Origin of the sequence: Blastococcus sp. Marseille-P5729 (assembly GCF_900292035.1) — a bacterium.
Classification (GTDB): Bacteria; Actinomycetota; Actinomycetes; order Mycobacteriales; family Antricoccaceae; genus Cumulibacter.
Genome location: NZ_OMPO01000001.1, coordinates 976,145 through 998,823, shown reverse-complemented (window position 1 = coordinate 998,823; position 22,679 = coordinate 976,145). Strand labels below are relative to the sequence as shown.

The 22,679-nt window shown below is 68.7% G+C and carries 24 protein-coding genes, 1 tRNA gene and 1 pseudogene; 21 read left to right on the top strand and 5 right to left on the bottom strand.

The features are described from left to right. Positions 1–17: 17 nt before the first annotated feature. From rpmG to DAA40_RS04925, 3 genes are all read left to right on the top strand, one after another. The gene (gene rpmG / locus DAA40_RS04935; RefSeq protein WP_158716244.1) at positions 18–182 is read left to right on the top strand and encodes a 50S ribosomal protein L33; all 165 of its coding nucleotides are present in this window, start codon (positions 18–20) and stop codon (positions 180–182) included. A 79-nt stretch (positions 183–261) separates the two neighbouring features. After that, positions 262–720, top strand: a complete 459-nt coding sequence (locus DAA40_RS04930; protein ID WP_106848546.1) for a MaoC family dehydratase N-terminal domain-containing protein — start codon at positions 262–264, stop codon at positions 718–720. Next, the gene (locus tag DAA40_RS04925; RefSeq protein ID WP_106848545.1) at positions 717–1,142 is read left to right on the top strand and encodes a MaoC family dehydratase; all 426 of its coding nucleotides are present in this window, start codon (positions 717–719) and stop codon (positions 1,140–1,142) included. The genes DAA40_RS04930 and DAA40_RS04925 overlap by 4 nt, the downstream gene beginning before the upstream one ends. Positions 1,143–1,158: 16 nt before the next feature. On the opposite strand, the gene DAA40_RS04920 is transcribed toward DAA40_RS04925, so the two are convergent. After that, positions 1,159–2,193, bottom strand: coding sequence for a PAS domain-containing sensor histidine kinase (locus tag DAA40_RS04920; protein WP_158716243.1), 1,035 nt, complete (start codon positions 2,191–2,193; stop codon positions 1,159–1,161). A gap of 109 nt (positions 2,194–2,302) precedes the next feature. Between DAA40_RS04920 and DAA40_RS04915 the strand changes: the two genes are divergently transcribed. The 13 genes and pseudogenes from DAA40_RS04915 (at position 2,303) to DAA40_RS04855 (ending at position 14,057) form a co-directional block, all read left to right on the top strand. Then, a complete protein-coding gene (locus DAA40_RS04915) occupies positions 2,303–4,054 on the top strand; it encodes an acyl-CoA dehydrogenase (RefSeq protein ID WP_106848543.1) in 1,752 nt (583 codons plus the stop codon). Between the two features lie 3 nt (positions 4,055–4,057). Then, positions 4,058–5,767, top strand: coding sequence for an AMP-binding protein (locus tag DAA40_RS04910; RefSeq protein ID WP_106848542.1), 1,710 nt, complete (start codon positions 4,058–4,060; stop codon positions 5,765–5,767). Further along, complete coding sequence (locus tag DAA40_RS04905; protein WP_106848541.1) at positions 5,764–6,546, top strand: SDR family oxidoreductase; 783 nt, start codon at positions 5,764–5,766, stop codon at positions 6,544–6,546. The genes DAA40_RS04910 and DAA40_RS04905 overlap by 4 nt, the downstream gene beginning before the upstream one ends. A 43-nt stretch (positions 6,547–6,589) precedes the next feature. Next, on the top strand, positions 6,590–7,375 hold the full coding sequence (locus tag DAA40_RS04900) for a crotonase/enoyl-CoA hydratase family protein (protein WP_106848540.1): 786 nt from the start codon (positions 6,590–6,592) through the stop codon (positions 7,373–7,375). Between the two features lie 35 nt (positions 7,376–7,410). Further along, positions 7,411–8,046: a response regulator transcription factor gene (locus DAA40_RS04895; protein WP_106848539.1), complete on the top strand. Its 636-nt coding sequence runs from the start codon at positions 7,411–7,413 to the stop codon at positions 8,044–8,046. A 146-nt stretch (positions 8,047–8,192) separates the two neighbouring features. Continuing rightward, positions 8,193–8,609: pseudogene (locus DAA40_RS04890) on the top strand (integrase core domain-containing protein); the annotation flags it as partial. 131 nt (positions 8,610–8,740) lie between these two features. Further along, positions 8,741–8,816 (top strand) — tRNA-Trp (locus DAA40_RS04885). Positions 8,817–8,854: 38 nt separating this feature from the next. Beyond that, a complete protein-coding gene (secE, locus tag DAA40_RS04880) occupies positions 8,855–9,418 on the top strand; it encodes a preprotein translocase subunit SecE (RefSeq protein WP_106848538.1) in 564 nt (187 codons plus the stop codon). A gap of 70 nt (positions 9,419–9,488) precedes the next feature. Further along, a complete protein-coding gene (gene nusG, locus DAA40_RS04875; RefSeq protein ID WP_234356240.1) occupies positions 9,489–10,409 on the top strand; it encodes a transcription termination/antitermination protein NusG in 921 nt (306 codons plus the stop codon). A 170-nt stretch (positions 10,410–10,579) separates the two neighbouring features. Then, the gene (gene rplK / locus DAA40_RS04870; RefSeq protein ID WP_106848537.1) at positions 10,580–11,011 is read left to right on the top strand and encodes a 50S ribosomal protein L11; all 432 of its coding nucleotides are present in this window, start codon (positions 10,580–10,582) and stop codon (positions 11,009–11,011) included. A gap of 109 nt (positions 11,012–11,120) precedes the next feature. Further along, on the top strand, positions 11,121–11,834 hold the full coding sequence (rplA, locus tag DAA40_RS04865; protein ID WP_106848536.1) for a 50S ribosomal protein L1: 714 nt from the start codon (positions 11,121–11,123) through the stop codon (positions 11,832–11,834). A 132-nt stretch (positions 11,835–11,966) separates the two neighbouring features. Then, positions 11,967–13,361: a sialidase family protein gene (locus tag DAA40_RS04860; RefSeq protein ID WP_106848535.1), complete on the top strand. Its 1,395-nt coding sequence runs from the start codon at positions 11,967–11,969 to the stop codon at positions 13,359–13,361. A 9-nt stretch (positions 13,362–13,370) separates the two neighbouring features. Continuing rightward, positions 13,371–14,057: a CoA pyrophosphatase gene (locus DAA40_RS04855; protein WP_199849516.1), complete on the top strand. Its 687-nt coding sequence runs from the start codon at positions 13,371–13,373 to the stop codon at positions 14,055–14,057. Here DAA40_RS04855 and DAA40_RS04850 read toward each other — a convergent pair. Further along, the gene (locus tag DAA40_RS04850) at positions 14,054–15,625 is read right to left on the bottom strand and encodes a long-chain-fatty-acid--CoA ligase (protein ID WP_199849515.1); all 1,572 of its coding nucleotides are present in this window, start codon (positions 15,623–15,625) and stop codon (positions 14,054–14,056) included. The two genes, DAA40_RS04855 and DAA40_RS04850, sit on opposite strands and share 4 nt — an antisense overlap. 203 nt (positions 15,626–15,828) lie before the next feature. Next, complete coding sequence (locus DAA40_RS04845) at positions 15,829–16,293, bottom strand: SRPBCC family protein (RefSeq protein WP_106848533.1); 465 nt, start codon at positions 16,291–16,293, stop codon at positions 15,829–15,831. 60 nt (positions 16,294–16,353) lie between these two features. Here DAA40_RS04845 and DAA40_RS04840 point away from each other — a divergent pair, with 60 nt between their 5' ends. Next, positions 16,354–17,625 (top strand): CaiB/BaiF CoA-transferase family protein, encoded by a 1,272-nt coding sequence (locus DAA40_RS04840; protein WP_199849514.1) that lies wholly within the window; start codon positions 16,354–16,356, stop codon positions 17,623–17,625. 43 nt (positions 17,626–17,668) lie between these two features. Here the strand turns inward: DAA40_RS04840 and DAA40_RS04835 are convergent, their stop codons facing one another. Next, positions 17,669–19,075 (bottom strand): M20/M25/M40 family metallo-hydrolase, encoded by a 1,407-nt coding sequence (locus tag DAA40_RS04835; protein WP_106848532.1) that lies wholly within the window; start codon positions 19,073–19,075, stop codon positions 17,669–17,671. A gap of 15 nt (positions 19,076–19,090) precedes the next feature. Then, a complete protein-coding gene (locus DAA40_RS04830) occupies positions 19,091–19,321 on the bottom strand; it encodes a hypothetical protein (protein WP_106848531.1) in 231 nt (76 codons plus the stop codon). Between the two features lie 353 nt (positions 19,322–19,674). On the opposite strand from DAA40_RS04830, the gene rplJ reads away from it, so the two are divergent. From rplJ to DAA40_RS04810, 4 genes are all read left to right on the top strand, one after another. After that, positions 19,675–20,292, top strand: a complete 618-nt coding sequence (gene rplJ, locus DAA40_RS04825) for a 50S ribosomal protein L10 (protein ID WP_106848530.1) — start codon at positions 19,675–19,677, stop codon at positions 20,290–20,292. A gap of 77 nt (positions 20,293–20,369) precedes the next feature. Beyond that, entirely contained in the window at positions 20,370–20,765 is a 396-nt protein-coding gene (gene rplL, locus DAA40_RS04820; RefSeq protein ID WP_106848529.1) for a 50S ribosomal protein L7/L12, read from the top strand. A gap of 179 nt (positions 20,766–20,944) precedes the next feature. Then, a complete protein-coding gene (locus DAA40_RS04815) occupies positions 20,945–21,871 on the top strand; it encodes a hypothetical protein (protein WP_158716242.1) in 927 nt (308 codons plus the stop codon). A 299-nt stretch (positions 21,872–22,170) separates the two neighbouring features. Next, positions 22,171–22,476, top strand: a complete 306-nt coding sequence (locus tag DAA40_RS04810) for a CoA transferase (protein ID WP_199849513.1) — start codon at positions 22,171–22,173, stop codon at positions 22,474–22,476. Positions 22,477–22,679: the final 203 nt, after the last annotated feature.

Below are 22,679 nucleotides of genomic sequence, written 5' to 3'. Positions count from 1 at the left end.
ATGAAAGAGGCACTGACGTGGCTTCCACCGACGTACGACCGAAGATCACCCTGGCTTGCCAGGAGTGCAAGAACCGCAACTACATCACCAACAAGAACCGCCGGAACGATCCCGATCGTCTCGAGTTGAAGAAGTACTGCAACACCTGCCGCAAGCAGCAGGTACACCGCGAGACCCGCTAGTCTCGCCCACTGCCCACGCGAGGGGCCGCACGCCGATGAGGTGTGCGGCCCCTCGTCGCATGTGTCCTAGGCTGGATGGATGCCCTTAGATGCCAGCTTCATCGGCCGTGAGTATCCGCCCATGCCGGCGTACGAGGTCGGTCGCGAGAAAATCCGCGAGTTCGCCGACGCGATCGGCGATGACAACCCCGCCTACCGTGATCCCGAGGCTGCGCGTGCCCTCGGCCACCGCGACGTGATCGCGCCGCCGACCTTCGCGATCGTCGTCTCGATGCCGGTGATCAACCAGGCCGCCTTCGATCCTGAGCTCGGCCTGGACTACACCAAGGTCGTGCACGGCGAGCAGAAGTTCGCCTACTCGCGCCCGATCCACCCTGGCGACCGGCTGGTCGGCGTCCTGCACATCGACAACATCCGCGCCGCGGCCGGCAACGACATCCTCACCGTGCGGGCCGAGCTCAGCACCGAGGACGGCGAGCACGTCGTCACCGCGACCGGGATGCTCGTGGCGCGCGGCACCGCTGGGTCAGCGGCATGAGCGCGCCGAGGTATGAGGAGATCGAGGCCGGCCACCAGCTGCCCGACCAGGACGTCGCGATCACCCGGGCCGATCTGGTCCGTTACGCCGGCGCCTCTGGCGACTTCAACATCATCCACTGGAACGAGCGGACGGCCCGCGAGGTCGGCCTTCCCGACGTCATCGCCCACGGCATGCTCACCATGGCCAAGGGCGCGAATCTCGTCGTCGCGTGGGTCGGCGATCCCGCTCGGGTGGAGGAGTACGGCGTCCGCTTCGCCAAGCCGGTGCCGGTCCCGGACGACGCCGACGGCGCGACCGTCCGCTTCTCGGCGAAGGTGGCCAAGAAGCTCGAGGACGGCCGGGTACGCATCGACGTCGAGGCTCGCTGCGACGGTGAGAAGGTGCTGTCGATGGCGCGCGCGGTCGTTCGCTTGGATTAGCGCCCGCGCCGCGCAGTCACTCGCCGGGCCACGACACTCGCCCCTCGGCCAGCAGCCCGCCCCCGGGGGCCGGCGAGGTCTCGAAGGTCCCGCCGTTGCGGCGGGCCCGCTCGGCGATCCCGAACAGCCCGAAGCCCTCGCCCGGCTCGTCCGGCAGGCCGCGACCGTCGTCGCTCACCCGCAGCCGCAGCTGCTGCCCGTCGCGGTCGAGCTGGACCCGCACCCGGGTCGCCGCCGCGTGCCGCGCCACATTGGTCAGCAGCTCCTGGGTCATACGGAAGAGGTCACGCGTCATCGTGTCGTCGAGCGCGTCGGGGACCTCGCCGATCCGTACCGTGACCGGCACGCCGTAGCGCGCCTCGTGCGCGCGACCGAGTTCGCGCAGCGCCTCGGCGAGCCCGAGATGGATGAGCCCTGTCGGGCTGAGGTCGTTGGAGATCCGCCGGGTCGCGTCGATGGCCTGCTGCACCAGCGCGACGGTGTCCGCAGCCAGCCCCGCGAGCTCGGTGCCCCGCTCGTCCGCGCTGGCGATGCGCGCCAGCCGGCTGAGGTCGAACTTGATGGCGGGGAGGGTCCCGCCGAGGTCATCGTGCAGTTCCATGGCGATGCGCTGCCGCTCGCGGTCCTGGATCGTTTCGACCACCTCGTTGAGCGCGCGCAATCGCTCGGTCGCCTGCTCGCGGATCGTCACGTCGACGCCCATGCCGACCACCGCCGGCCGCCCGTCGTACTCGACCCTGGAGCCATGGATCTCGATGATCCGCTCGCTGCCGCGCACCTTCGTGCGGATCTGGAAGCGTGAGTGCGGGTCGCTGCCGCTGATCCGGCGGTCGTACTGCGCGAGCAGTGACTCGCGCTGCTCGAGCGGCGCGACCTCCGCGAGCGGACGGCCGACGAGCCGCTCCGGGACGGTGCCGAAGAGCTCCGCGTAGGTCGCGTTGACATAGCTCAGGACGCCGTCCTGGATCAGGTAGATCCCGGCCACCGACTGCTCGACGATGCCGTGGAAGAGGCGGGCGAGGCCCTCGGCGTCGCCGTCCGAGATCGCCAAGAGCGCCTCCTCGTGTCGGACGAGTCCTACGCTACGTCGTCCTGTTGTCCGACAGATCTGCGGGGGCTCGCTGGCTAGCGTCGAGGGTACGCAACAGCAAGGAGCTGACATGGCCTACCGGGCACCCCTCGAGGACATCACATTCGCTGCGCACGACGTGCTCGACATCACCGGTGACCTGTCGCGCGCAGGGGTCGTGATCGACGCCGAGACGATCGACGAGGTCATCAGCGGGCTCGCCGGCTTCTGCACCGGCGTTGCCGCACCGCTGAACGCGATCGGCGACCGCGAGGGCTGCAGCGTCGTGGACGGCGCCGTCCGGACGCCGTCCGGCTTCGTCGACGCGGCCCGCTCCTATGTCGCCGACGGCTGGCCGGCGCTGACCGCCGCGGAGGAGCACGGCGGGGCGGGTCTGCCGCACGTCGTGGGCACGATCGCCGGTGAGATCCTCGCTGCGACCAATCCCGCGTGGTCGCTGTACTTCGGGCTGACCGGCGGCGCGTACCGGCTGCTCAAGGCCCGCGGCAATGCCGACCAGCAGGCCCGCTTCCTCCCGCAGCTCGCCGCCGGGCGGTGGACCGGGACGATGTGCCTCACCGAGCCGCATTGCGGCACCGACCTCGGCCTGCTCACCACGAAGGCCACGCGACAGGACGACGGCACCTACCGCATCGACGGCACCAAGATGTTCATCTCCGGTGGCGACAACGACTTCGCCGAGAATGTCGTGCACCTCGTGCTCGCTCGCATCGAGGGCGCACCGGCTGGTACCGCCGGCATCAGCCTGTTCATCGTGCCGCGCAACCGGATCGCCGACGACGGGACCGTCGTGGAGAACAACGGCGTCCAGGTCGACTCGATCGAGCACAAGATGGGCATGCGCGGCAACGCGACCTGCGTGCTGCGCTTCGAGGACGCGATCGGCGAGATCGTCGGCGAGGAGAACCGCGGCCTGGCCGCCATGTTCGTGATGATGAACGGCGCCCGCCTGGGCAGCGCCTCGCAGGCGCTCGGCATCATCGAGAACGCTCAGCAGCAGGCCACGGCGTACGCCCGGGATCGTGTGCAGTCACGCGCGCCGGGCACCCTGCACGACCCGAACCGCGCCGCTGACCCGATCATCGACCAGCCCGACGTCCGCCGGATGCTGCTGACCCAGAAGACCTGGGCAGCCGGATTTCGGATGCTGCTGATCTGGCTCGCCTCGCGGATCGACGTCGAGGCGCACTCGCAGGACGCCGACGAGGCCAAGCGCGCCGGCGACCTGCTGGCGCTGCTCACCCCGGTGGCCAAGGCCTTCGTGACCGACCGGGCCGTGGAGTCCAGCACGCTCGCCATGCAGACCTTCGGCGGCGCGGGCTACATCGTCGAGTCCGGCATCGAGCAGACCTACCGCGACGGCCGCATCCTGGCCATCTACGAAGGTACGAACGGCGTGCAGGCCTTCGATTTGCTCGCCCGCAAGACGCTTTCCGACGACGGGGCTCGGCTGCGGACCTTCACCGGCATGGTGCGCGAGCTCGACTCCGAGCCGCACGGCGCCCGGCTCGCGGCGCTCGCCGACCGCATCGAAGCAGTCGTGCCGGTCATCGCCGAGGACCGCACCGACGACCCGGCGCGCGTGGGCGCCAGCGCCTTCGACTTCCTGGTGAGCGTCGGTCATCTGGCCGTCGGCTACTTCCTGGCTCGCGCCGCCGCGGTCGCCGATGCCGCGGGCGAGGAGGCCTCCGCGGTCGCCCGCAAGCACCGGGCCCTGGCGGCCTACTTCTTCGATCGGCTACTGCCGGACGCCGAGGCGGCGCTCGCCCGTAGCGAGTGCGGCACCGGCAGCCTCATGGACCCCGCCGCGCTCGGAGCCTGAGCGATGACCGCCCGCGCCCCGTACTGGATCGAGGCGGACCTAAGCTCCGCGGTGGCCATCGGCGAGTTCGAGTGCGTCCCGTTGGGCGACCGCGGCCTGCCGGCGGACACCACGACGATGCTTCGCGATGCCGCGGCCACCGATCCGAGCGGGCCCGCGATCGTCTACCTACCGGAGGTCGACGGCGATCCCACAGTGTTGAGCAAGGCCGAGCTGCTCGAACGGGTGGTCGCGCTCGGTGGCTACCTGCACGCCAATGGAGTGGGCGTCGACGACCGGGTCGCGCTCCTGATGCCGACCGTCCCGGAGGCCTATTTCGCCACCTGGGGCGTGCAGGCGGCCGCGATCGCGCTCCCGGTCAACTGGATGCTCGAGCCGTTCGCCGTCGCCGAGTTGCTGCGCGCCGCAGGCGTCAGCGTCGTCATCGCCCATGCCGGCCCCGAGGAGCCGCAGATCGCCGCGACGACGGTCGCGGCGATCCGGGAGGTGCCCGGCGTCCGCCTGGTGCTCACAGTCGGCGGCACCCTCGACGACCTGCCGGAGGGCGTCGAGCAGGTCGCGTTCGAGGAGGCGCTCGCGGCCGGGCACGACCGGCTGCCGCCGAGCGACCCCGCCCGCATCGCCGCGCTGCTCATGACCGGTGGCACCACCGGCCTGCCCAAGCTTGCCAGGCACACGCACGCCGGCTGGGTCTTCAGCGCGTGGAGCAGCGCGCTGATGGTCGGCTTTGGGCCCGGTGACGTCCGGCTGTGCGCCACGCCGACCTTCCATGTCCTCGGCATCCTCAACGGCCCGTTCGCGAGCATCGCCGCCGGTGGCAGCATCGTGCTGCCCTCGGCCCACGGCTGGCGGGGCCGCGGCGTGATCGAGGGTGTGTTCCGGCTCGTCGAACGGCACCGCATCACCCACCTGCCGCTGCTGCCGACGATCATCGGGCAGGTCGCAGCCGGTGCCCGCCCGGACGCCGATCTCGCCGTCCTGCGCGTGGTGTCGTCGGGCTCGGCGCCGCTGTCGGTAGCCGTGGCGAAGCGCTTCGAGGACCTGGTCGGCGCTCCCGTCGTCGAGGGCTACGGGCTGACCGAGACCTACGGCGTGACGACGATGAATCCCTACGACGGCATCGTCAAGCACGGCTCGGTCGGCATCCGCTTCCCGTACCAGCAGGTTCGCGTGCTGCGCGACCGGACCGACCCAGCCTCGCCCGCGGTTCCGGGTGAGACCGGCGAGATCGTCTTCCGGGGACCGGGTGTCTTCGACGGCTACGACGGCCGCGCGAGCGACACGCTGCCCGGGGACTGGATCGCGACAGGCGACCTCGGATCCCTCGACGACGACGGCTACCTGTGGATCACCGGCCGCAGCAAGGACCTCATCATCCGCGGAGGGCACAACATCGACCCCGCGCCGATCGAGGAGGCCTTCCACACGCACCCGCAGGTCATCGCCGCCGCGGTCGTCGGGCAGCCGGACCCCTACGCCGGCGAGCTCCCGGTCGCGTTCGTGCAGCTGGCCGAGCCGGTCGGTGTCGACGAGCTGCTCGCCCACGTGGCGGCACGCACGCCCGAGCGGGCCGCGATCCCCAAGGCCATCTACGTCGTCGACGAGATCCCGCGCTCAAGCGTCGGGAAGATGCGCAAGGACCAGCTGCGCGCCCGCGCAGCCGAGATAGCGACCGAATCGGCGTCCCACCGTAGCCCCAAGGAGAACTCGTGAGCACCGTTCCTGAGCTGTTCGACCTCACCGGCCGCACGGCCTTCGTCACCGGCGGCTCCCGCGGGCTCGGGCTGCAGATCGCCACCGCCCTCGGCGAGCAGGGCGCGCGCGTCTTCCTCACCTCTCGCAAGGAGGCCGACCTCAAGGAGGCGGTCGACTTCCTCGCCGGGCGCGGCATCGACGCCGGGCACATCGCCGCCGACTTCGCCGACGATGCGCAGATCGTGCGCGCCTCCGAGGCCGCGCTCGAGGCGCTCGGCAACGTCGACATCCTCGTCAACAACGCGGGCGCGACCTGGGGCGCGAACGCCGAGGATCACCCCGCCGAGGCCTGGGACAAGGTCATGAACCTCAACACCCGGGCGATCTTCCGGACCTGCCAGGAGATCGGACGGCGCTCGATGATCCCGGCGTCGTACGGCAGGATCATCAACGTGGCCTCCATCGCCGGTCTCCGTGGCAACAAGCTCGACGCCACCAAGACGATCGCCTACAACACGAGCAAGGCGGCGGTCATCAACTTCACCCGCGCGCTCGGCGCCGAGTGGGGCCGGCACAGCATCACCGTCAACGCCATCGCGCCGGGCTTCTTCCCGTCGAAGATGACGGCCGGAACCATCGCCGCGCGCGGCGAGCAGGCGATGGCGGCAGGGACGCCGCTCGGGCGCATCGGCTCGGGCGACGACCTCAAGGGCGCGGCCGTGCTGTTCGCCTCGGCCGCCGGGGCACATCTCACCGGCCAGACGCTGGCCATCGACGGCGGCTCCAGCATCATCTAGACCACCGGCAAGGCACCATCCCACCACTGGAAAGAGGAGCACCATGAGCGATCAGCCAGCAGGCGAGGTCACGATGGAGATCGACGGCCACATCGCCGTCATCACCGTGCGCAATGAGGCCAAGAAGAATTCCTACAACCCCGAGATGGTCGAGCAGCTGGTCGATCACCTCACCCGCGTGGACGACGACCCGGAGATCTGGGCAGCCGTCTTCTGCTCCGCCGGCGAGCACACGACCGCCGGTCTCGACATGCCGAAGTTCTTCGGCCCCAAGGCCACCGCGAAGCCGCGCGACCCGAACAAGGTCGATCCCTTCGGCCTCGGACGACGCTGCATGAAGCCGGTCGTCGCCGCCGTCCAGGGCATCACCTTCACCGTCGGCATCGAGTTCATGCTGGCCTGCGACATCGTCGTCGCTGCCGACACCGCGGTCTTCCAGCAGCTGGAGTCCAAGCGAGGCATCGCTCCGCTGGGTGGCGCGCACTTCCGGTACCTGACCCGCACCGGCTGGGGCAACGCGATGTACCACCTGTTCCTGTGCGACAAGTTCGACGCGCAGCGGGCGCTGCAGCTCGGCTTCGTGCAGGAGGTCGTGCCGGCGGGACAGCAGATCGACCGCGCGATCGAGCTGGCCAAGGAGATCTGCAAGAACGCGCCGCTGGGCATCCAGGCCACCAAGGAGGCCGCGCTCACCTACATCGAGCACGGCGAGCGGGCAGCAGTCGATGCGATCGGGCAGATCCGTGACAAGGTGATGAGCAGCGAGGACATGAAGGAAGGCATCCAGTCCTTCGTCGAGCGCCGCGAGGCCAACTTCCAGGGCCGCTGAGCGAGGGCCGGGTGCAGGCCGCAAGGGAGACGAGCGTGGACGGCCACGAGCTGCTGCTGGTCGACGACCACACGATCTTCCGCGCCGGCCTGATCCGGCTGCTGCAGCACGAGAGCGATCTGCGGGTGGTGGCCGAGGCGGCCACCGCCGCAGACGCGCTGGAGCTGCTCGAGCAGCGGCGCTTCGACGCCGTCCTGCTCGACATCAACCTGCCCGTCCGCAGCGGGCTCGACCTGCTGCGCACCATGCAGCGGCGCTGGCCCGAGCTACCGGTGGTCGTGCTCAGCATGTACCCGGCGCGGCAGTACGCCGTCCGCGCCTTCGAGGCCGGCGCGCGCGGCTATGTATCGAAGGACATGGATGCCCAAGAGCTCGTCATGTCGGTGCGGCGCGTCGCCAACGGAGGCCGCTACATCACCGGTGAGGTCGCCGGCGAGTTGATCGGCGCCGGCCGCGAAAGCAGCGAGGACCTGCACCTCGACCTCTCGCCGCGGGAGTTCGAGGTGCTCGTCGCGCTCGCGCGAGGCGACCGGGTCACCGACATCGCCGACGCGGGCCATCTGAGCGTGAAGACCGTCAGCACCTACCGCAGCAGGCTGCTGGCCAAGCTCGGGCTCAGCTCGACGGCCGACCTGGTCCGCTATGCCATCGACCACGGGCTCGTCGACTAACTGTGATGTCCAGGGAGGTTGTACCGCCCGGCATCGGTGAGTTTGTGTGACAGACGAAGGCCTCCGGTTGTGAAGTGGAGCTGTCTAGTTCACCGCTTCACTGACCGGAGGTCTTCGTGTCCCACGCTAATGCTGCCCTGCCCCCGGACCACTCCCGGATGGCCTATGCCGAGATCTGCACCGATGAGAAGGCCCAGACCGCTATCGGCGTCTTGCGGCGAGCGGTGGCGTGGTTGGCCGAGCACGGTGTCACTGTCGAGCGAGTACTGTCCGACAATGGCAGCTGCTACCGCTCATTCGCTTGGCGCGACGCGTGCAACGACCTCAGCATCGTCCACAAACGAACCCGACCGTACCGGCCGCAGACCAACGGCAAGATCGAGCGCTTCCACCGAACACTGGCCGACGGTTGGGCCTTCGCCCGGCTGTACGAGTCAACCCAGGACCGCAACGCCGCACTGCCCGCTTGGCTCCACTTCTACAATCACCACCGCGCCCACTCCGCAATCGGCGGCCGGCCCCCGATCACCCGGCTGACCAATGTCCCTGGACATCACAACTAGCCCGCGAGGGCGTGCGAGGCCGGCGCGCTGCGGAACCCGTTGCACGCCGGGGGCCCGGCGTGGGTACACTGGCAGGCCGGGAGTCGAGATTGGCTCCTGACCTGGCGTGCCCGAAGGGGCGCAGCAGGCATAGGGGTGTGGCTCAATTGGTAGAGCAGCGGTCTCCAAAACCGCAGGTTGCAGGTTCGAGTCCTGTCACCCCTGCCAGCAAGGCAGTGCACAGTCGGTCAACGGAAGGCTAGCGAGTGGCCAAGCGATCCAAGCGCGATTCGTCGTCGGATGACGAGCGCGAGCTGGACGACGTCGTGGCAGGCCGCGACGAGATCGCAGATGACCCCGACGAGTCCGCCGCCGAGGAGGATGTCGATCTCTACGAGGACGACGAGGATCTCGAGGGCGACGCCGGCGACGCGGACCTCGACGACGAGGATGACGACCTCGCGGACGAAGACCGGGACGACGAGGACCTTGAGGACCTTGACGAGGATGACGCCGCAGAGGTAGCGGCGGGCGCGACTGCCGCCGGCAAGGGCAAGCCGAAGAAGAAGGCCGCTGCCAAGGAGTCCCGCAAGGGTACGAAGACCGCGAAGCGGCCGGCGAAGGCCGAGCAGCGGAGCACGGTGCCCGGTGCGGCGCCGGGGAACTTCCTGCAGCAGGTTGGCTCCGAGCTGCAGAAGGTCGTCTGGCCGACCCGCAAGCAGATGATCACCTACACGTCGGTCGTGATCGTGTTCGTGGTGATCCTCGTGACCGCCGTCTGGGGCTTCGACCTCGGTCTGGGCAAGCTGATGGAGTGGGTCTTCGCCTAGCCGGCGAGCACGATCCACCAGCGACATACGCCGCCCACGAGGCGGCCGAAGACAAGGAAGTGAGCTACCCGTGGTGAACGAAGACCTCCAGCCCCAGGAGACCGGCGAGCAGCCGGAGCCCGAGGTGACCGTCGACGGCACCAGCGCCGACGAGGTGGAGCCCGCCGAGCTGTCCCAGGGATCGGTCGCCGCCGCGGAGGCCGCCGAGGAGCGCGCCGTCCTCGAGGGCATCGCCGACGAGCCCGAGGTCGAGCGCGTCGAGGGCGACGGCCAGCAGCTGGGCGAGGACGAGCAGCAGGCCGTGGAAGCCGCGGAGAAGGCGCAGTCCGAGCCGCCGCTGCCCGCCCAGCCGGCCGAGGCCGCCATCGACGCGCCGGTCGATGAGGAAGCCGAGCTGCGCGAGCGCTCGAAGATCGGCGACTGGTACGTCGTCCACTCCTACGCCGGCTACGAGAACCGGGTGAAGACGAACATCGAGTCGCGCCTGGAGACCTTCGACATGGAGGACTACATCTTCGAGGTGGCGGTGCCCTCCGAGGAGGTCACCGAGATCAAGAACGGCAAGAAGGTCAAGGTCAACCGCAAGCCGTACCCCGGCTACGTGCTCGTGCGGATGGATCTCACCGACGAGTCCTGGAACGTCGTCCGCAACACGCCGAACGTGACCGGCTTCGTCGGCGGCATGTCCCGCCCCTCGCCGGTCCCGGTGGACGACGTCGTGAAGATGATCATCCGTACGCCGGCGCAGCCGGCCGCGCCCGCGACCGCGAGCTCGGTGGGCGAGGCGGCTCTGACCGGTCAGCCGGCCCCGACGATCGAGGTCGACTTCGAGATCGGCGAGTCGGTGACCGTCATGGACGGACCGTTCGCGACCCTCCCGGCATCGATCAGCGAGGTTATGCCCGAGCAGCAGAAGCTCAAGGTGCTTGTGTCGATCTTCGGCCGCGAGACGCCCGTCGAGCTGGGCTTCAACCAGGTCTCGAAGATCTAGCGCCTGTGATCTTCCCGGCGGGGGCTCGCCCGCGTCGGGGTGCAGCGCGTAGTCTTAGAAGGTTGCCGTGCGCCTACCGGCGCACGTCTCGGCCGAACCCTTCCCGACGTGCCGTCCCAGGTCGGGCTTCGGCCACCACCACACCACCAACACCAGAGGACTGGAAAGACATGCCTCCCAAGAAGAAGGTCGCTGGTCTGATCAAGCTTCAGATCCAGGCCGGCCAGGCAAACCCGGCGCCGCCGGTCGGCCCCGCGCTCGGCCAGCACGGCGTCAACATCATGGAGTTCTGCAAGGCGTACAACGCCGCGACCGAGTCGCAGCGCGGCAACGTCATCCCCGTCGAGATCACCGTCTACGAGGATCGCTCCTTCACCTTCATCACCAAGACGCCGCCAGCTGCGAAGTTGCTGTTGAAGGCCGCGGGCGTGCAGAAGGGCTCGGGCGAGCCGCACACCAACAAGGTCGCGAAGGTCACCCGCGACCAGGTTCGCGAGATCGCTGAGATGAAGATGGCCGACCTGAACGCCAACGACGTCGACCAGGCCGAGAAGATCATCGCGGGCACCGCCCGCTCGATGGGCATCGAGGTCAAGGGCTAGGCCGCTGCCTACCCCTCCGTGGGAGAGCCACGCGCTGGCTCGCTGACCACACCTACAAGCGACGTCCGGTCCCGCCGGCGTCGACATCACACACACGCTTGGAGAAGAAATGAAGCGCAGCAAGGCTTACCGCAGCGCAGCGGAGAAGGTCGATCGCTCGAAGCTCTACAGCCCGCTTGAGGCAGCGGGTCTGGCCAAGGAGACCTCGACGACGAAGTACGACGCAACGGTCGAGGTCGCCATGGTCCTCGGCGTCGACCCGCGCAAGGCCGACCAGATGGTCCGCGGAACGGTCAACCTGCCGCACGGCACCGGCAAGACCGCCCGCGTCATCGTGTTCGCCGTCGGTGAGAAGGCCGCCGAGGCCGAGGCCGCCGGCGCGGACGTCGTCGGCTCGGACGACCTGATCGAGAAGATCAACGGCGGGTTCCTGGACTTCGACGCCGCCATCGCCACGCCCGATCAGATGGCCAAGGTCGGCCGCGTCGCCCGCGTGCTGGGCCCCCGCGGCCTGATGCCGAACCCGAAGACCGGCACCGTCACCCCGGACGTCGCCAAGGCCGTCGCCGACATCAAGGGCGGCAAGGTCAACTTCCGTATCGACAAGCAGGCCAACCTGCACCTGGTCATCGGCAAGTCGTCCTTCGAGCAGAACCAGCTGGTCGAGAACTACGGCGCCGTCCTCGACGAGGTGCTGCGCGCCAAGCCGTCGGCCGCCAAGGGTCGCTACATCAAGAAGATCGCGATGTCGACCACGATGGGCCCGGGCATCCCGGTCGATCCGGCTCGCACCCGCAACCTCACCGAGGACCCGGTCGCGTAGGCTGCGCTGACTCTCGCACGAAAGGACCCCGCCCTTGGGTGGGGTCCTTTCGTCGTCTGGGGAACCGCCCTGAGACCGCTTCTCGTCGTAGCGGCCATTCGATCCGTCGACGCCGGTCTGAAGGAGAGAGCGATGCCGAGTCGCGTGGCAACTGCGCTGGTGATCGCCGTGATCGCGCTGATCTCTGGCTGCGGCACTGGAAAGTCCGGTGCGGGGAGCGGAACGGTCGGGCCGTACGATGTCGAGCAGCTCGAGCTCGACCACGGGGACTTCACGATCGAGGGGGTTGCCGGGCTGGACGGCGGCGTGGCCGTGGCGCTGGTCTCCAGCGAGAACGGCGGAGCAGACCTCGCGGTGGTCTCCCACGATGCGGGCGTGACCTGGCAGAGCGTCGAGACCGGCCTCGGAAGCCACGATCCGCCGGAGACCTATACCGACTACTGGCCGACACTGCTGCACGCGGGGGACTGGCTGATCGCCGTCAAACCGGTACGTGCGGACGACGAATCGAGCGATCAGGACACGATGGGCGAATCGTCGGCTCCGCCGACTGCACAGTCGTTTTCCGCAGACGGAGGGCTGACCTGGCATCCCCTCGTCCTGGATGCTGCATCAGCGGTGACCGGCGTACTCAGCGCGACGACAACTCCTTCGGGCGAGCTGCTCGTCGGTGGCTATCGTGCGGACAGCTCGACGGGGCAGTACGACGCCGCCTTCTGGCGCGGGAGTCCCGGTGAACCGCTCACGCCCGTTGCGTTGGGGACGACGTCGGGCCTGGCCGAGAACCAGATGATCATCCATCTGGCCAGCACCGATGACCGGATCATCGCCACGGGCCGGGATGGCCGACTGCCTGGAGAGAGCGGGCTCACTGGCCGAGATCGGCTGGTCACGACGGCGAGTACGGATGACGGCGAGAACTGGATCGCGGTGGATGGAGTACCGGACATCGCCGACATCGGCGAGCTGACCGTCCGTGGTGCGACTGTCTATCTGGAGGCCTTCTACGCCGAGCTGAGTCTCGCTCCCGGGGAGTCTGCGTGGAGCGAGGTTCCAGAGATCGACTTCAGCGGCGAGCCCGGTAGTGGCGCATATCGTGAAGCGAGCGCCGTCGTCCTGCCGACCGGAGACCGAGTTGCGACGTGGGTCGATGATGATGCCTGCGACTGCTCGGTTGCCTATGCCGGAATCATGAAGGCGGCGTCGGCGTCCGCCCAGGAGCTGAAGTTCGAGACCTGTGCGGACACCTCCCTTCGAGGAGAAAAGTCCGTGGGCCCACCGGTGCTGCTGGGATCCGACGTGCTGGCAGTGGGTACCTGCGTGCATCATGATGACACGGTGGTCGCCATCGCGTGGACCGAGGACGGTGGCCGGTCGTGGGCCACTGTGCGCCTGGGTGCGGTCGACGGCCTGCAGGACGTAGTGGCCTCGCACAGACCCGCGTACGGAACCATCGCCTTCAGTGATTCCGTTGCCATCATCGGCACCCGAGACGACAAGCTCGTAGTCACCAGGCTGACCGCGTAAGGTCCAGGGGTGACTCCCGAATGGCTGACCTCGATGCGCTCGCGGCTGCAGGCGGATCCGCCGCTGTGGTTCAGCGAGCACCCTGTCCCGGCCTCACCCCGGCGTTCGTCGGCGGTGCTGGTGCTGTTCGGTCCGGGCGCTGACGGCCGCCCTGAGTTGGTGCTCACTGAACGCGCGCACCACCTGCGCTCGCACGGCGCGCAGGTGGTCTTCCCCGGTGGGCATCTGGAGCCGGGCGAGACGCCGGTGCAGGCCGCCCTGCGCGAAAGCAACGAGGAGATCGGCCTCGACCAGAGCAGCGTCGAGATCGTCGACGTGCTGCCCGCGGTCTATCTGACACCCCAGAGCATGGCCTACGTCCCCGTGCTCGGGTGGTGGCGCGAGCCGCACCCGGTCGACGTCGTCGACCCCGACGAGGTACGCCGGATCGTCATCCCCGCGGCCGAGGATCTCGCCGCGCCGGAGAACCGGTTCACCGCGACCGCCCCCGGAGGCTATCGCGGCCCCGGGTTCTTCGCCGACGATCTGATCGTGTGGGGAGTCACCGCGAACCTCCTCGCCTCCGTGCTCGAGCTGGCCGGCATGGCCAGGCCGTGGGACGAGTCCGTCACCCACCCGCTGCCGCACCGGCTGCTCGCGCCGTACGGCTGGGAGGCGGTGACTCCCGACACCGACGAGACTCAGACCAGACGCTAGGCCTTCGACTGCTCGCGCAGTGGACCCTTCAGCACCTTGCCGGAGGCATTGCGCGGCAACTCGCCGATCAGATGGATCCGCGTGGGCTTCTTGTAGGAGGCCAGCCGGTCCTTGAGGAACTCCAGGATCTCTGCCGCGCTCGGCGGGTCGTTCTCATCGCGCGGGACGACGTACGCGACCGGCGTCTCGACCCACTTCTCGTGTGGCGCGCCGACGACCGCCACCTCATGCACCTTCGGGTGCTCGGAGATGGCGTTCTCGACCTCCGACGAGTAGATGTTCTCGCCGCCGGAGATGATCATGTCCTTGACGCGGTCGACGACGTACAGGAAGCCCTCCTCGTCCATGCGCACCAGATCGCCGGAGTGGAACCAGCCGCCGCGGAAGGCGTCCTCGGTCGCCTCGGGGTTGTTCCAGTAGCCGCTCATGGTGCCCGGTCCGCGGTAGACGATCTCGCCGACCTCGCCAGGGGCGACGTCGTTCATCCCCGGGTCTACGATGCGCATCGCGACCAGCGGGACTGCCTTGCCGACCGACCCGAGCTTGCGGACGGCGTCCCGCCCCGGCAGCACCGTCGTCACCGGCGACATCTCGGTCTGCCCGAACGTGCAGATGTTCTTCGCGTTCGGGAAGGTCTCGGCCATCGCCCGCAGGATCGCCGGTGTCGCGGGGGAGGCGCCCCACGAGATCGAGGTCAGCCGCAGGTCACGATCGGCGATGCCGGGGACGGCGCACACGGCCTGCCACTGAGTCGGCACCAGGAACACGCTGGTGATCCGCTCCTGCTCGAGCACGTCGAGGATCTGCACCGGGTCGAACAGCCCCGTCGGCATGATCACGCACGGAGAGCCCGCCAGCACGCTCGGCAGCACGTTGGCGATGCCGGCGATGTGGAACAGCGGGGGAGTGATGAGCTTGATGTCCTCCTCCACCATCTCGTCCGCGACCAACGCCATCGTGAACGCCTGCGCGGCGATGTTGCGATAGGTCAGCATCGAGCCCTTCGGCCGCCCGGTGGTGCCCGAGGTGTACATGATCAGCGCGAGCTCGCCCTCGTCCTGGGGGCCGTCCTCGGTGCTCGGCTCATGCCGCTGCAGCTCGTCCTCGTAGGATCGCGCGCCGTCCCCGGCCGCGCTCGCGTCGTCGCCGACCACCAGGACGGCGAGGTCCTCGCCGGCGGACTCGCGGACGGTCGCGATCAGCGGGGCGAGCGCCTGCTCGACCACGAGCGCCATCGAGCCGGAGTCCTGCACCAGGAACTCGACCTCGCGGGCGACCAGCCGGAAGTTGATCGGTACCGCCACCGCGCCCAGCACGTTCGTGGCGATGACCGCCTCCAGGAACTCGGGCCGGTTGGTGATCATGATGATCACCCGGTCGCCGCGCTCGACGCCCGCGTCGGCGAGCGCGGAGGCCAGGCGACGCGAGCGGTCCGCGAGCTGCGCCCAGCTCGTCGTCTCACCCCGGAACCGCAGTGCGACGCCATCCGGGTTCATGTAGGCGTGTCGGTCGAGTTGATGCACCCAGTCCAGCCCGGTACTGGGCATGGTCATGATCGGCTCTGGCATGAACCTGGCTCCTGTCGATCGCAACGTGACGTACATGTCATGTCTACCGGCCGACGACAGACAAGGGAACAGGCTGAGGCGCATGGCTGCTCATCTGCGCCCGCTACGCGGTCGTCGACCGGCAGGTACCTGCTCGTCGATGCCTGGAGTAGGGCACCTACCAGGAGGCCACCTTCGTCCGCGAACGACTCTTCGCAAGACGACTATCTCGACTCGGCGTCCGCCTTGATCTTGCGCAGCGTCTCGTTCATGCCGCGCAGCAGGGTCTTATCGAACTCCGGCTTGCCGCCGAAGATCTTGGCTACGAGGAAGTCGGAGAGCCTGGTGGTGCCGGCGCTCGTGTCGCGGCGCTGGGTGAGCCGCGTGCCGGCGCCGTCCGGCTCGAGGTGGAAGGACCACACGGCGTTGTTCTCCCGCACCCGGATGGCGTACTCGCGCGGAGGGTCGAAGGTGATGATCTTGGACCGGGTCGGCCACACCTTCGCGCCGTCGCGATTGATGTTGAGCGCCGTAGCCCCCTTCTGGATGGCGCCGCGCAGGATCACCTTGGCCACGTGTGGGCTCCACCGCGCCATGTTGCGCGGGTTTGCCACGAGCGCCCACACGCGAGCGGGGGAGGCGTCGATGCCGATCGAGGTCTCGAGCAGGGTGTCGGTGCGCTTGTCCATGCGCCTACTCTGCCAGGCGCGCGCTACGGTGCTCTGACACACCCGACGAGAGGGGACGCCGTGCTGGAGAAGGCGCTCGAAGGCATCAAGGTCATGGACATGTCGCGGATCCTGGCCGGACCATGGTGCACCCAGAACCTGGCCGATCTCGGGGCCGACGTCATCAAGGTCGAGCATCCGGTCGGTGGCGACGACACCCGGTCGTGGGGACCGCCCTACCCGAAGGGCACCGGCGCCGAGCACGGCTTCTCGCCGTACTTCGCTGCTGCGAACCGTGGCAAGCGCTCGCTCGCGGTGTCCTTCGCGACCGAGGAGGGTCGGGAGGTCCTCACCCGGCTGGCGGAGCAGTGCGACGTCCTCGTCGAGAACTACAAGGCCGGCACGCTCGGGCGGTACGGCCTCGGCTATGACGACCTGAAAAAGGTCAACCCGCGGCTGATCTACTGCTCCATCACCGGGTACGGACAGACCGGGCCGATGGCGCACAAGCCCGGGTACGACTTCGTGTTCCAGGGCACCGGTGGGCTGATGAGCTACACCGGCCAGCCCGACGGACGGCCCGGGGCCGAGCCGCTGCGTGCCGGCATCTCGCTGATGGATCTCTCCTCGGGGCTCTACTCGACCTCGGCGATCCTGGCCGCGGTGATCCAGCGTGGCCGCACCGGGGAGGGGCAGTACATCGACATGGCGCTGCTGGATGCCTCGGTCGCGATGAACGCCAACATGGCCCAGCTGTACCTGACGACCGGACAGCCGCCCCAGCGCTTCGGCAACGCGCACCCGACGATCGCGCCGTACGAGGTGTTCGCGACCTCCGACGGATTCCTGATTCTCGCGGTCGGGAACGACTCTCAGTTCGCGAAGTTCTGTCAGGTGGTCGGGCGACCGGAGATCGCCGAGGACGAGCGGTACCGGACGAACGCCGCACGGGTGGCCAACCGGGACACATTGCGCGAGATCGTCGCCGGGCTGTTGCTCACCCGCGAGCGCGACGCGTGGGGCGCCGACCTGGAGGCGGCGGGAGTGCCGTGGGGTCCGATCAACAACCTGGACGATGTCTTCGCCGATGAGCAGGTCCAGCATCGCGGGATGCTGCAGGAGGTCGTGCACCCGGTCACCGGACCGCTGCAGCAGGTGCGCAACCCGATGCTCTACGACGTCTCGATGGACGGGGTCGCGGCGCCGCCACTCAACGGCGAGCACACGATCGAGCTCCTGCAGGACCTGGGCTACGACGACGCGCGGATCGCCGAGCTCCGGACCGCCGGCGTGGTCGGGGTCTGGCAGGCACCGCAGGAGCCCGAGCATCCCGGCACCATCAGCGTCGTCTGAGCCAGGCTGCCGGCCAAGGAAAGCCGATTAAGCGGGTCACATGCTAGTCGGCGTCCGGGCCGGCGAGTGCGTCGACGACGTGCGCGATCGCCTCGAGATTGATCTGCAGGGCCTCGATGCTGATGTTGTCGATGTCGTCGCCGGCGGTGTGATACCCCGCGTCGTACGACTCGCCGGAGGTTCCGCCGAACAGCTCGACGTCCTCGTCGTCCTTGGTCTCTAATGAACCGGTGTAGAGCCCGGTCACCGGGACGCCCTGGTCCTGGAAGGGCGCATGGTCCGAGGCGCCGGCGATGTCGACGCTCACCCAGGGCTGGCCGTGGGCGTCGAGGTAGGACGTGAGCACCCCGGACGCCTCGCCCGCATAGACCCCGATCATGTAGTTGGGCGAGGCCACCATGTCCACGTTGAGGTACATGGCGAGCGCGTCCAGCTCGGCCGGTTGCAGGCCCTCGACGTAGTGGGTGGAGCCGATCAGGCCGAGCTCCTCGGCTCCCCAGAAGGCGAAGCGGACCGTCCGGGTCGGCGGCTCGGGCCGGTCCGCGAGCTGGACGGCGACCTCGAGGAGGGCGGCCACCCCGCTCGCATTGTCGTTGATGCCTGGCCCGGCCGGCGTGCTGTCGAGATGTGCGCCGAGCATGACGACGTCCTCCGGGTCCCCTCCGGTCGTCTCGGCGAGGACGCTGAAGCTCTCCCGCTCCTCGGTCCCGTGCTGGACGTCGTACGCGAGCGTCACCGGCCCAGAGCCCAGCTCGGTGAGCAGGATCTCGCCGTCGGCCTGGGTGATCCCGGTGGTCGGGATGTACCCGTCGCCGTCCTCGTCCAGTCCGCCGTGCAGGGGACCGTCCTCGTTGTTGTAGACCACGAGGGCGATGGCGCCCGCTTCGCCGGCGGCAACGGACTTCTCGGCGAACGGGCAGTCCCCGCGAGCCACCAGGGCGATCTTCCCATCGCTTCCCGCCGGGTAGCTGGCCGCCGTGCATCCGGTCGGGTCTGCTGGCGCGACGACCTCGCCGCTCAGCCCACCAGCCGCGGTGGACGGCGACTCCGCCATCGGTTCGTGCGCGAAGGACCGGGGTGTCGGTGAAAGCTGGTCCAGCCTCGCTCCCCAGGCCAGGTCGTACTCGAAGGTGAAATGCTCCAGGGTTGTCTCGTAACCGGCCTCGTGGAGGGTCTGTTCGACGTACTCCGTGGATGCCTCGAAGCCAGGGGTTCCGGCCGCCCGGTTGCCACCGTGAGCGTCGGCGAGGTCCTGGAAGGCGTGCAGGTGCTCAATCGCGGCGTCCGCGGTGACGGTGCCGGCGAGCGGACCGGGCTCTCCTCGCCACGGCGCGGTCGGCGGGGGCAGCTGCCTGCCGTCGTCTGTGGCGACGACGGTCACCGCCAGGCCAACGGCGCTCAGGATCGAGACGATCAGCGCGGCAACCCGCACCCGCAGCGCACCGGTCATCACTCGTCCGCCGGCTCAGCCCGACAGAGCGGCATCGGGGTTGAGCTCGTCCACCGCCAGGTTCGCATCCGCCGGTCCGTCGTGCTCGGCGAGATAGCCGAATAGGGTGCACGCGTCGCTGCCGGTGAACTCGTCGTCCTGCAGCGTGTCGGTGAACCGGTCGATCTCAGCCGCGTGCTCGCGCGCCTGCCCGGTGCCGGCGGCCAGCGCGCGGACGACGAGACGGTGGGTGGGAGTGCGCATCACCCCCGCAGCCTACCTACCTCAGGGGCGACAGCACCTCGTCAGCGAACGCGGCGGTGCCCAGCAGAGCGAGAGGAGCGTCTTGCGAACCGCGCATGAATTGGTCATGCGAGAGCGAGGTCACCGGGCATCGGGTTGGCGGCCGGGCCGACGCTCGCGTACAGTGGTTCAGGTTCTACCGAAGACCGCTGGTCATCCTCAGGAGCGATCCCGAGGATTGAAAGTCCCTGACAGGGCGGCCCGCGCAGGCGAACGGAAGCTCCGCACAGCGCTCATGCTGTGCCCGCCCCGTGCGCACTGCGCCGGGGCTCTCTTGTTTCCGGGCTGATCAGCCCGACGCACAAGAGAGGAGGGACATGGCAAACGCAGAGAAGACTGCCGCGGTCAAGGAGATCGCCGATCAGTTCACCGAGTCGACCGCCGCCGTGCTCACCGAGTACCGCGGACTGTCGGTCGCCAAGATGACTGAGCTGCGCAAGGCGCTGGGCGCCGACACGACCTACACGGTCGTGAAGAACACCCTCACCAAGCTCGCGGCCAAGGACGCCGGACTCGACATCGAGGACGAGCTGCTCAACGGGCCGACCGCCGTCGCGTTCATCCGCGGCGACATCGCCACTGCGGCCAAGGGCCTGAAGGAGTTCGCGAAGGACAACCCGCTCCTGGTCATCAAGGGCGGTGTCCTCGAGGGCAAGACCATCTCCGTCGACCAGGTCAAGCAGATCGCCGACCTGGAGCCGCGCGAGGTGCTGCTCGCGAAGCTGGCCGGCGCGATGAAGGGCAACCTGACCAAGGCCGCGATCGTGTTCAACGCCCTGCCCACCAAGATGGCCCAGCTTGCCGAGGCCCTCAAGGAGAAGAAGCCCGCCGACGCAGCGCCGGCTGCCGAGGCACCCGCGGAGGCTGCCGCCGACGCGCCCGCCGAGGCCCCGGCCGAGGCATCCGAGCCCGCCGCCGAGACTGCCGAGAGCTAGTCGACGCACTCGCACCGCGTGCTGCGTGGTGCATCACCAAACTCCCGCCGTACGGCGGATCTAGAAAGGAAGCCACTATGGCGAAGCTGTCGTCCGAAGAGCTGCTGTCGCAGTTCGAGGAAATGACCCTGCTCGAGCTCTCGGAGTTCGTGAAGGCATTCGAGGAGAAGTTCGACGTCACCGCTGCCGCTCCGGTCGCCGTTGCCGGTGCCGCTGTTGCCGGTGGTGCTGGCGGCGACGCCGGTGCCGCTGCCGAGGAGAAGGATGAGTTCGACGTCATCCTCGAGTCGGCCGGCGACAAGAAGATCCAGGTCATCAAGGAGGTCCGCACCCTGACCTCGCTCGGCCTGAAGGAGGCCAAGGACCTGGTCGACGGCGCTCCCAAGCCCGTCCTGGAGAAGGTCAACAAGGAGGCCGCGGACAAGGCCAAGGAGGCGCTCGAGGGCGCCGGCGCCACCGTCTCGGTCAAGTAGTACCCCGCGGCGTACGCCGCACCCACGAGGGGCCGCCCGATCAACGGGCGGTCCTTCGTCGTTTCCGTGGTCGTGGCCGGTCGCAGCGCGCCGGTGGCGCCGGGAACCGACCGCTGACCTGGGCAATCGTAGGATCACCGCACCGAAGGAAAGGCGCAGCGATGATCCAGACACAGCGAATGACCAGCCATCGGACCTCGGCCGCACTAGCGACAGCCTTCGTCCTCGCCCTGACCGGGTGCAGCTCCTCGGACGCCGACGGGCCTCAGGTCTCGCCGACGACGTCCGTCCCGGACGACTCACTGTTCGTCTGCTCCTCTGTGACGCCGGTCGACGAGGCGCTGGACGAGCTCGTCTCCTGCGTCGCAGTCGACTCCGGCATCGTCGCATATCTGAACCTGGGGCGAGCCGATGGGGAGTTGCTCCGAGCTTCATTGCGCTCTTCAGCATCCGATGGCACCGGAGCTCAGGCTGACGCCTTCCACGCGCTCATCAGCGAAACGCTGGAGATGATCGGCGTCGATGATGCCCCGTCGCTGTCGCAGCTGCTGCCTGACAAGAAGCCGGTCGCGTCCGGCGATGTCGTCAAGGTGACGTCGGGAGGTCTGGACTACAAGACCTTGATTCTCCCGCCCGATGAAGCAGGTGAGCCGATCCAGAGAATCGAGCTAGACGTCACGCCGGCCGGCGCCGATCGGAAGCAGGACTTGACCGGCTCGGTGCCCGGTGTCGAGATCGACCTGTCCGAGGCCGCAGCGGCGCTTGATCCGGCGCTGGGCTGCGAGCTGAGCTCCCCGAAGACGTTGCGGTGCGAGATCGGCGAGCTCGGAGCGTCGGAGCGGCTACGCCTCACCATCAGTGCCGTGGCCACCGGTGAGTTCACTCAGCTGGTCGTCGATGTGCGCGGAGCCGCCCATGTGAGCACGGCTGAACAGATTCTGGGCGATCTCGCCGAACACGGCAACGATCGGTTTGCTGAGCTCATCTCGGCGGCGATCGAGGCGCTTCACGGTGATGATCGCAAAGCGATGCGCATCGCGGGGATCCCTGCCATGGTAGAGCCGGTGAACGAGTCCGGGGCAGGGCTCCTCATCGGTACTTGGTAACACCGAGCGGTCTCAGCCGGCCCAGGCCCCACCCAGGTCTGCTAGCGCGGCGGCCGGCATGAGAGCCGCAGTGGCGTGTGTATGTGTAGTCAGAGTGAATCATGAGCCCGCGATGCTACGTGACGTTCGGCTCGTCGCACCCCGACCGGCAGCCCGCGCGCATAGACTTCGATAGATCGGTCCGCCTCGTCTTGCTGCGGACCGCCCGGTGATCGGACGACGTTCTAGTTCGTCCGCTGGCCGCGCCGCACCGCCATGAGGGCGGAGACTGCTCGAGCGCGCCGTGCAAGACACCGAATGTGATTGGTTCCGAGCTCACCGCCGTCATCGAGCAGGTCACGCTTCGGCTGGACGCCGACGAGGTTGTACGCCGGCTGGACGGCGCCCAGATCGCCAATGCGCGGTTACGCACCATGCGCGGTCTGGTCGAGCATCCGCAGCTGGCGGCGCGCGACCGCTGGCGCGAGGTCGGGTCTCCGGTCGGCCCGCTGCAGGCGCTGTTGCCGCCGGCCACGTTCGTCGGCGCCGAGCCGCCGGTCATGACACCGATCCCGGACGTCGGCGAGCACACCGAGGCGATCCGCCGTGAGCTCTTCGGCGAGTGACAACTGAGTTGTGCACAGTGCGCCGCGGCAACTTGACGTTTGGCCCGCGAAGGGGCATCGTGTGCTCACGCGTGAGGCGTGAGCGGCCCCGGCAGCGCAACTACCGGCCGCCCCGAGCGCGAGCAGCACGTCGGCTGTGGCCGACGACTCACGACGGAGCCACCGTCGCGACCTGGACACGTCCCCTTTTCTGTGTCTAGAAT

Bases quoted from the DNA above. Each gene is read 5' to 3' on its own strand.
- DAA40_RS04930 (WP_106848546.1), top strand. From the start codon at position 262: ATGCCCTTAGATGCCAGCTTCATCGGCCGTGAGTATCCGCCCATGCCG.
- rplK (WP_106848537.1), top strand. From the start codon at position 10,580: ATGCCTCCCAAGAAGAAGGTCGCTGGTCTGATCAAGCTTCAGATCCAG.
- rplL (WP_106848529.1), top strand. From the start codon at position 20,370: ATGGCGAAGCTGTCGTCCGAAGAGCTGCTGTCGCAGTTCGAGGAAATG.
- DAA40_RS04845 (WP_106848533.1), bottom strand. From the start codon at position 16,293: ATGGACAAGCGCACCGACACCCTGCTCGAGACCTCGATCGGCATCGAC.
- rplJ (WP_106848530.1), top strand. From the start codon at position 19,675: ATGGCAAACGCAGAGAAGACTGCCGCGGTCAAGGAGATCGCCGATCAG.
- DAA40_RS04910 (WP_106848542.1), top strand. From the start codon at position 4,058: ATGACCGCCCGCGCCCCGTACTGGATCGAGGCGGACCTAAGCTCCGCG.
- DAA40_RS04860 (WP_106848535.1), top strand. From the start codon at position 11,967: ATGCCGAGTCGCGTGGCAACTGCGCTGGTGATCGCCGTGATCGCGCTG.
- DAA40_RS04925 (WP_106848545.1), top strand. From the start codon at position 717: ATGAGCGCGCCGAGGTATGAGGAGATCGAGGCCGGCCACCAGCTGCCC.
- DAA40_RS04850 (WP_199849515.1), bottom strand. From the start codon at position 15,625: ATGCCAGAGCCGATCATGACCATGCCCAGTACCGGGCTGGACTGGGTG.
- DAA40_RS04900 (WP_106848540.1), top strand. From the start codon at position 6,590: ATGAGCGATCAGCCAGCAGGCGAGGTCACGATGGAGATCGACGGCCAC.
- DAA40_RS04915 (WP_106848543.1), top strand. From the start codon at position 2,303: ATGGCCTACCGGGCACCCCTCGAGGACATCACATTCGCTGCGCACGAC.
- DAA40_RS04815 (WP_158716242.1), top strand. From the start codon at position 20,945: ATGACCAGCCATCGGACCTCGGCCGCACTAGCGACAGCCTTCGTCCTC.
- DAA40_RS04835 (WP_106848532.1), bottom strand. From the start codon at position 19,075: ATGACCGGTGCGCTGCGGGTGCGGGTTGCCGCGCTGATCGTCTCGATC.
- rplA (WP_106848536.1), top strand. From the start codon at position 11,121: ATGAAGCGCAGCAAGGCTTACCGCAGCGCAGCGGAGAAGGTCGATCGC.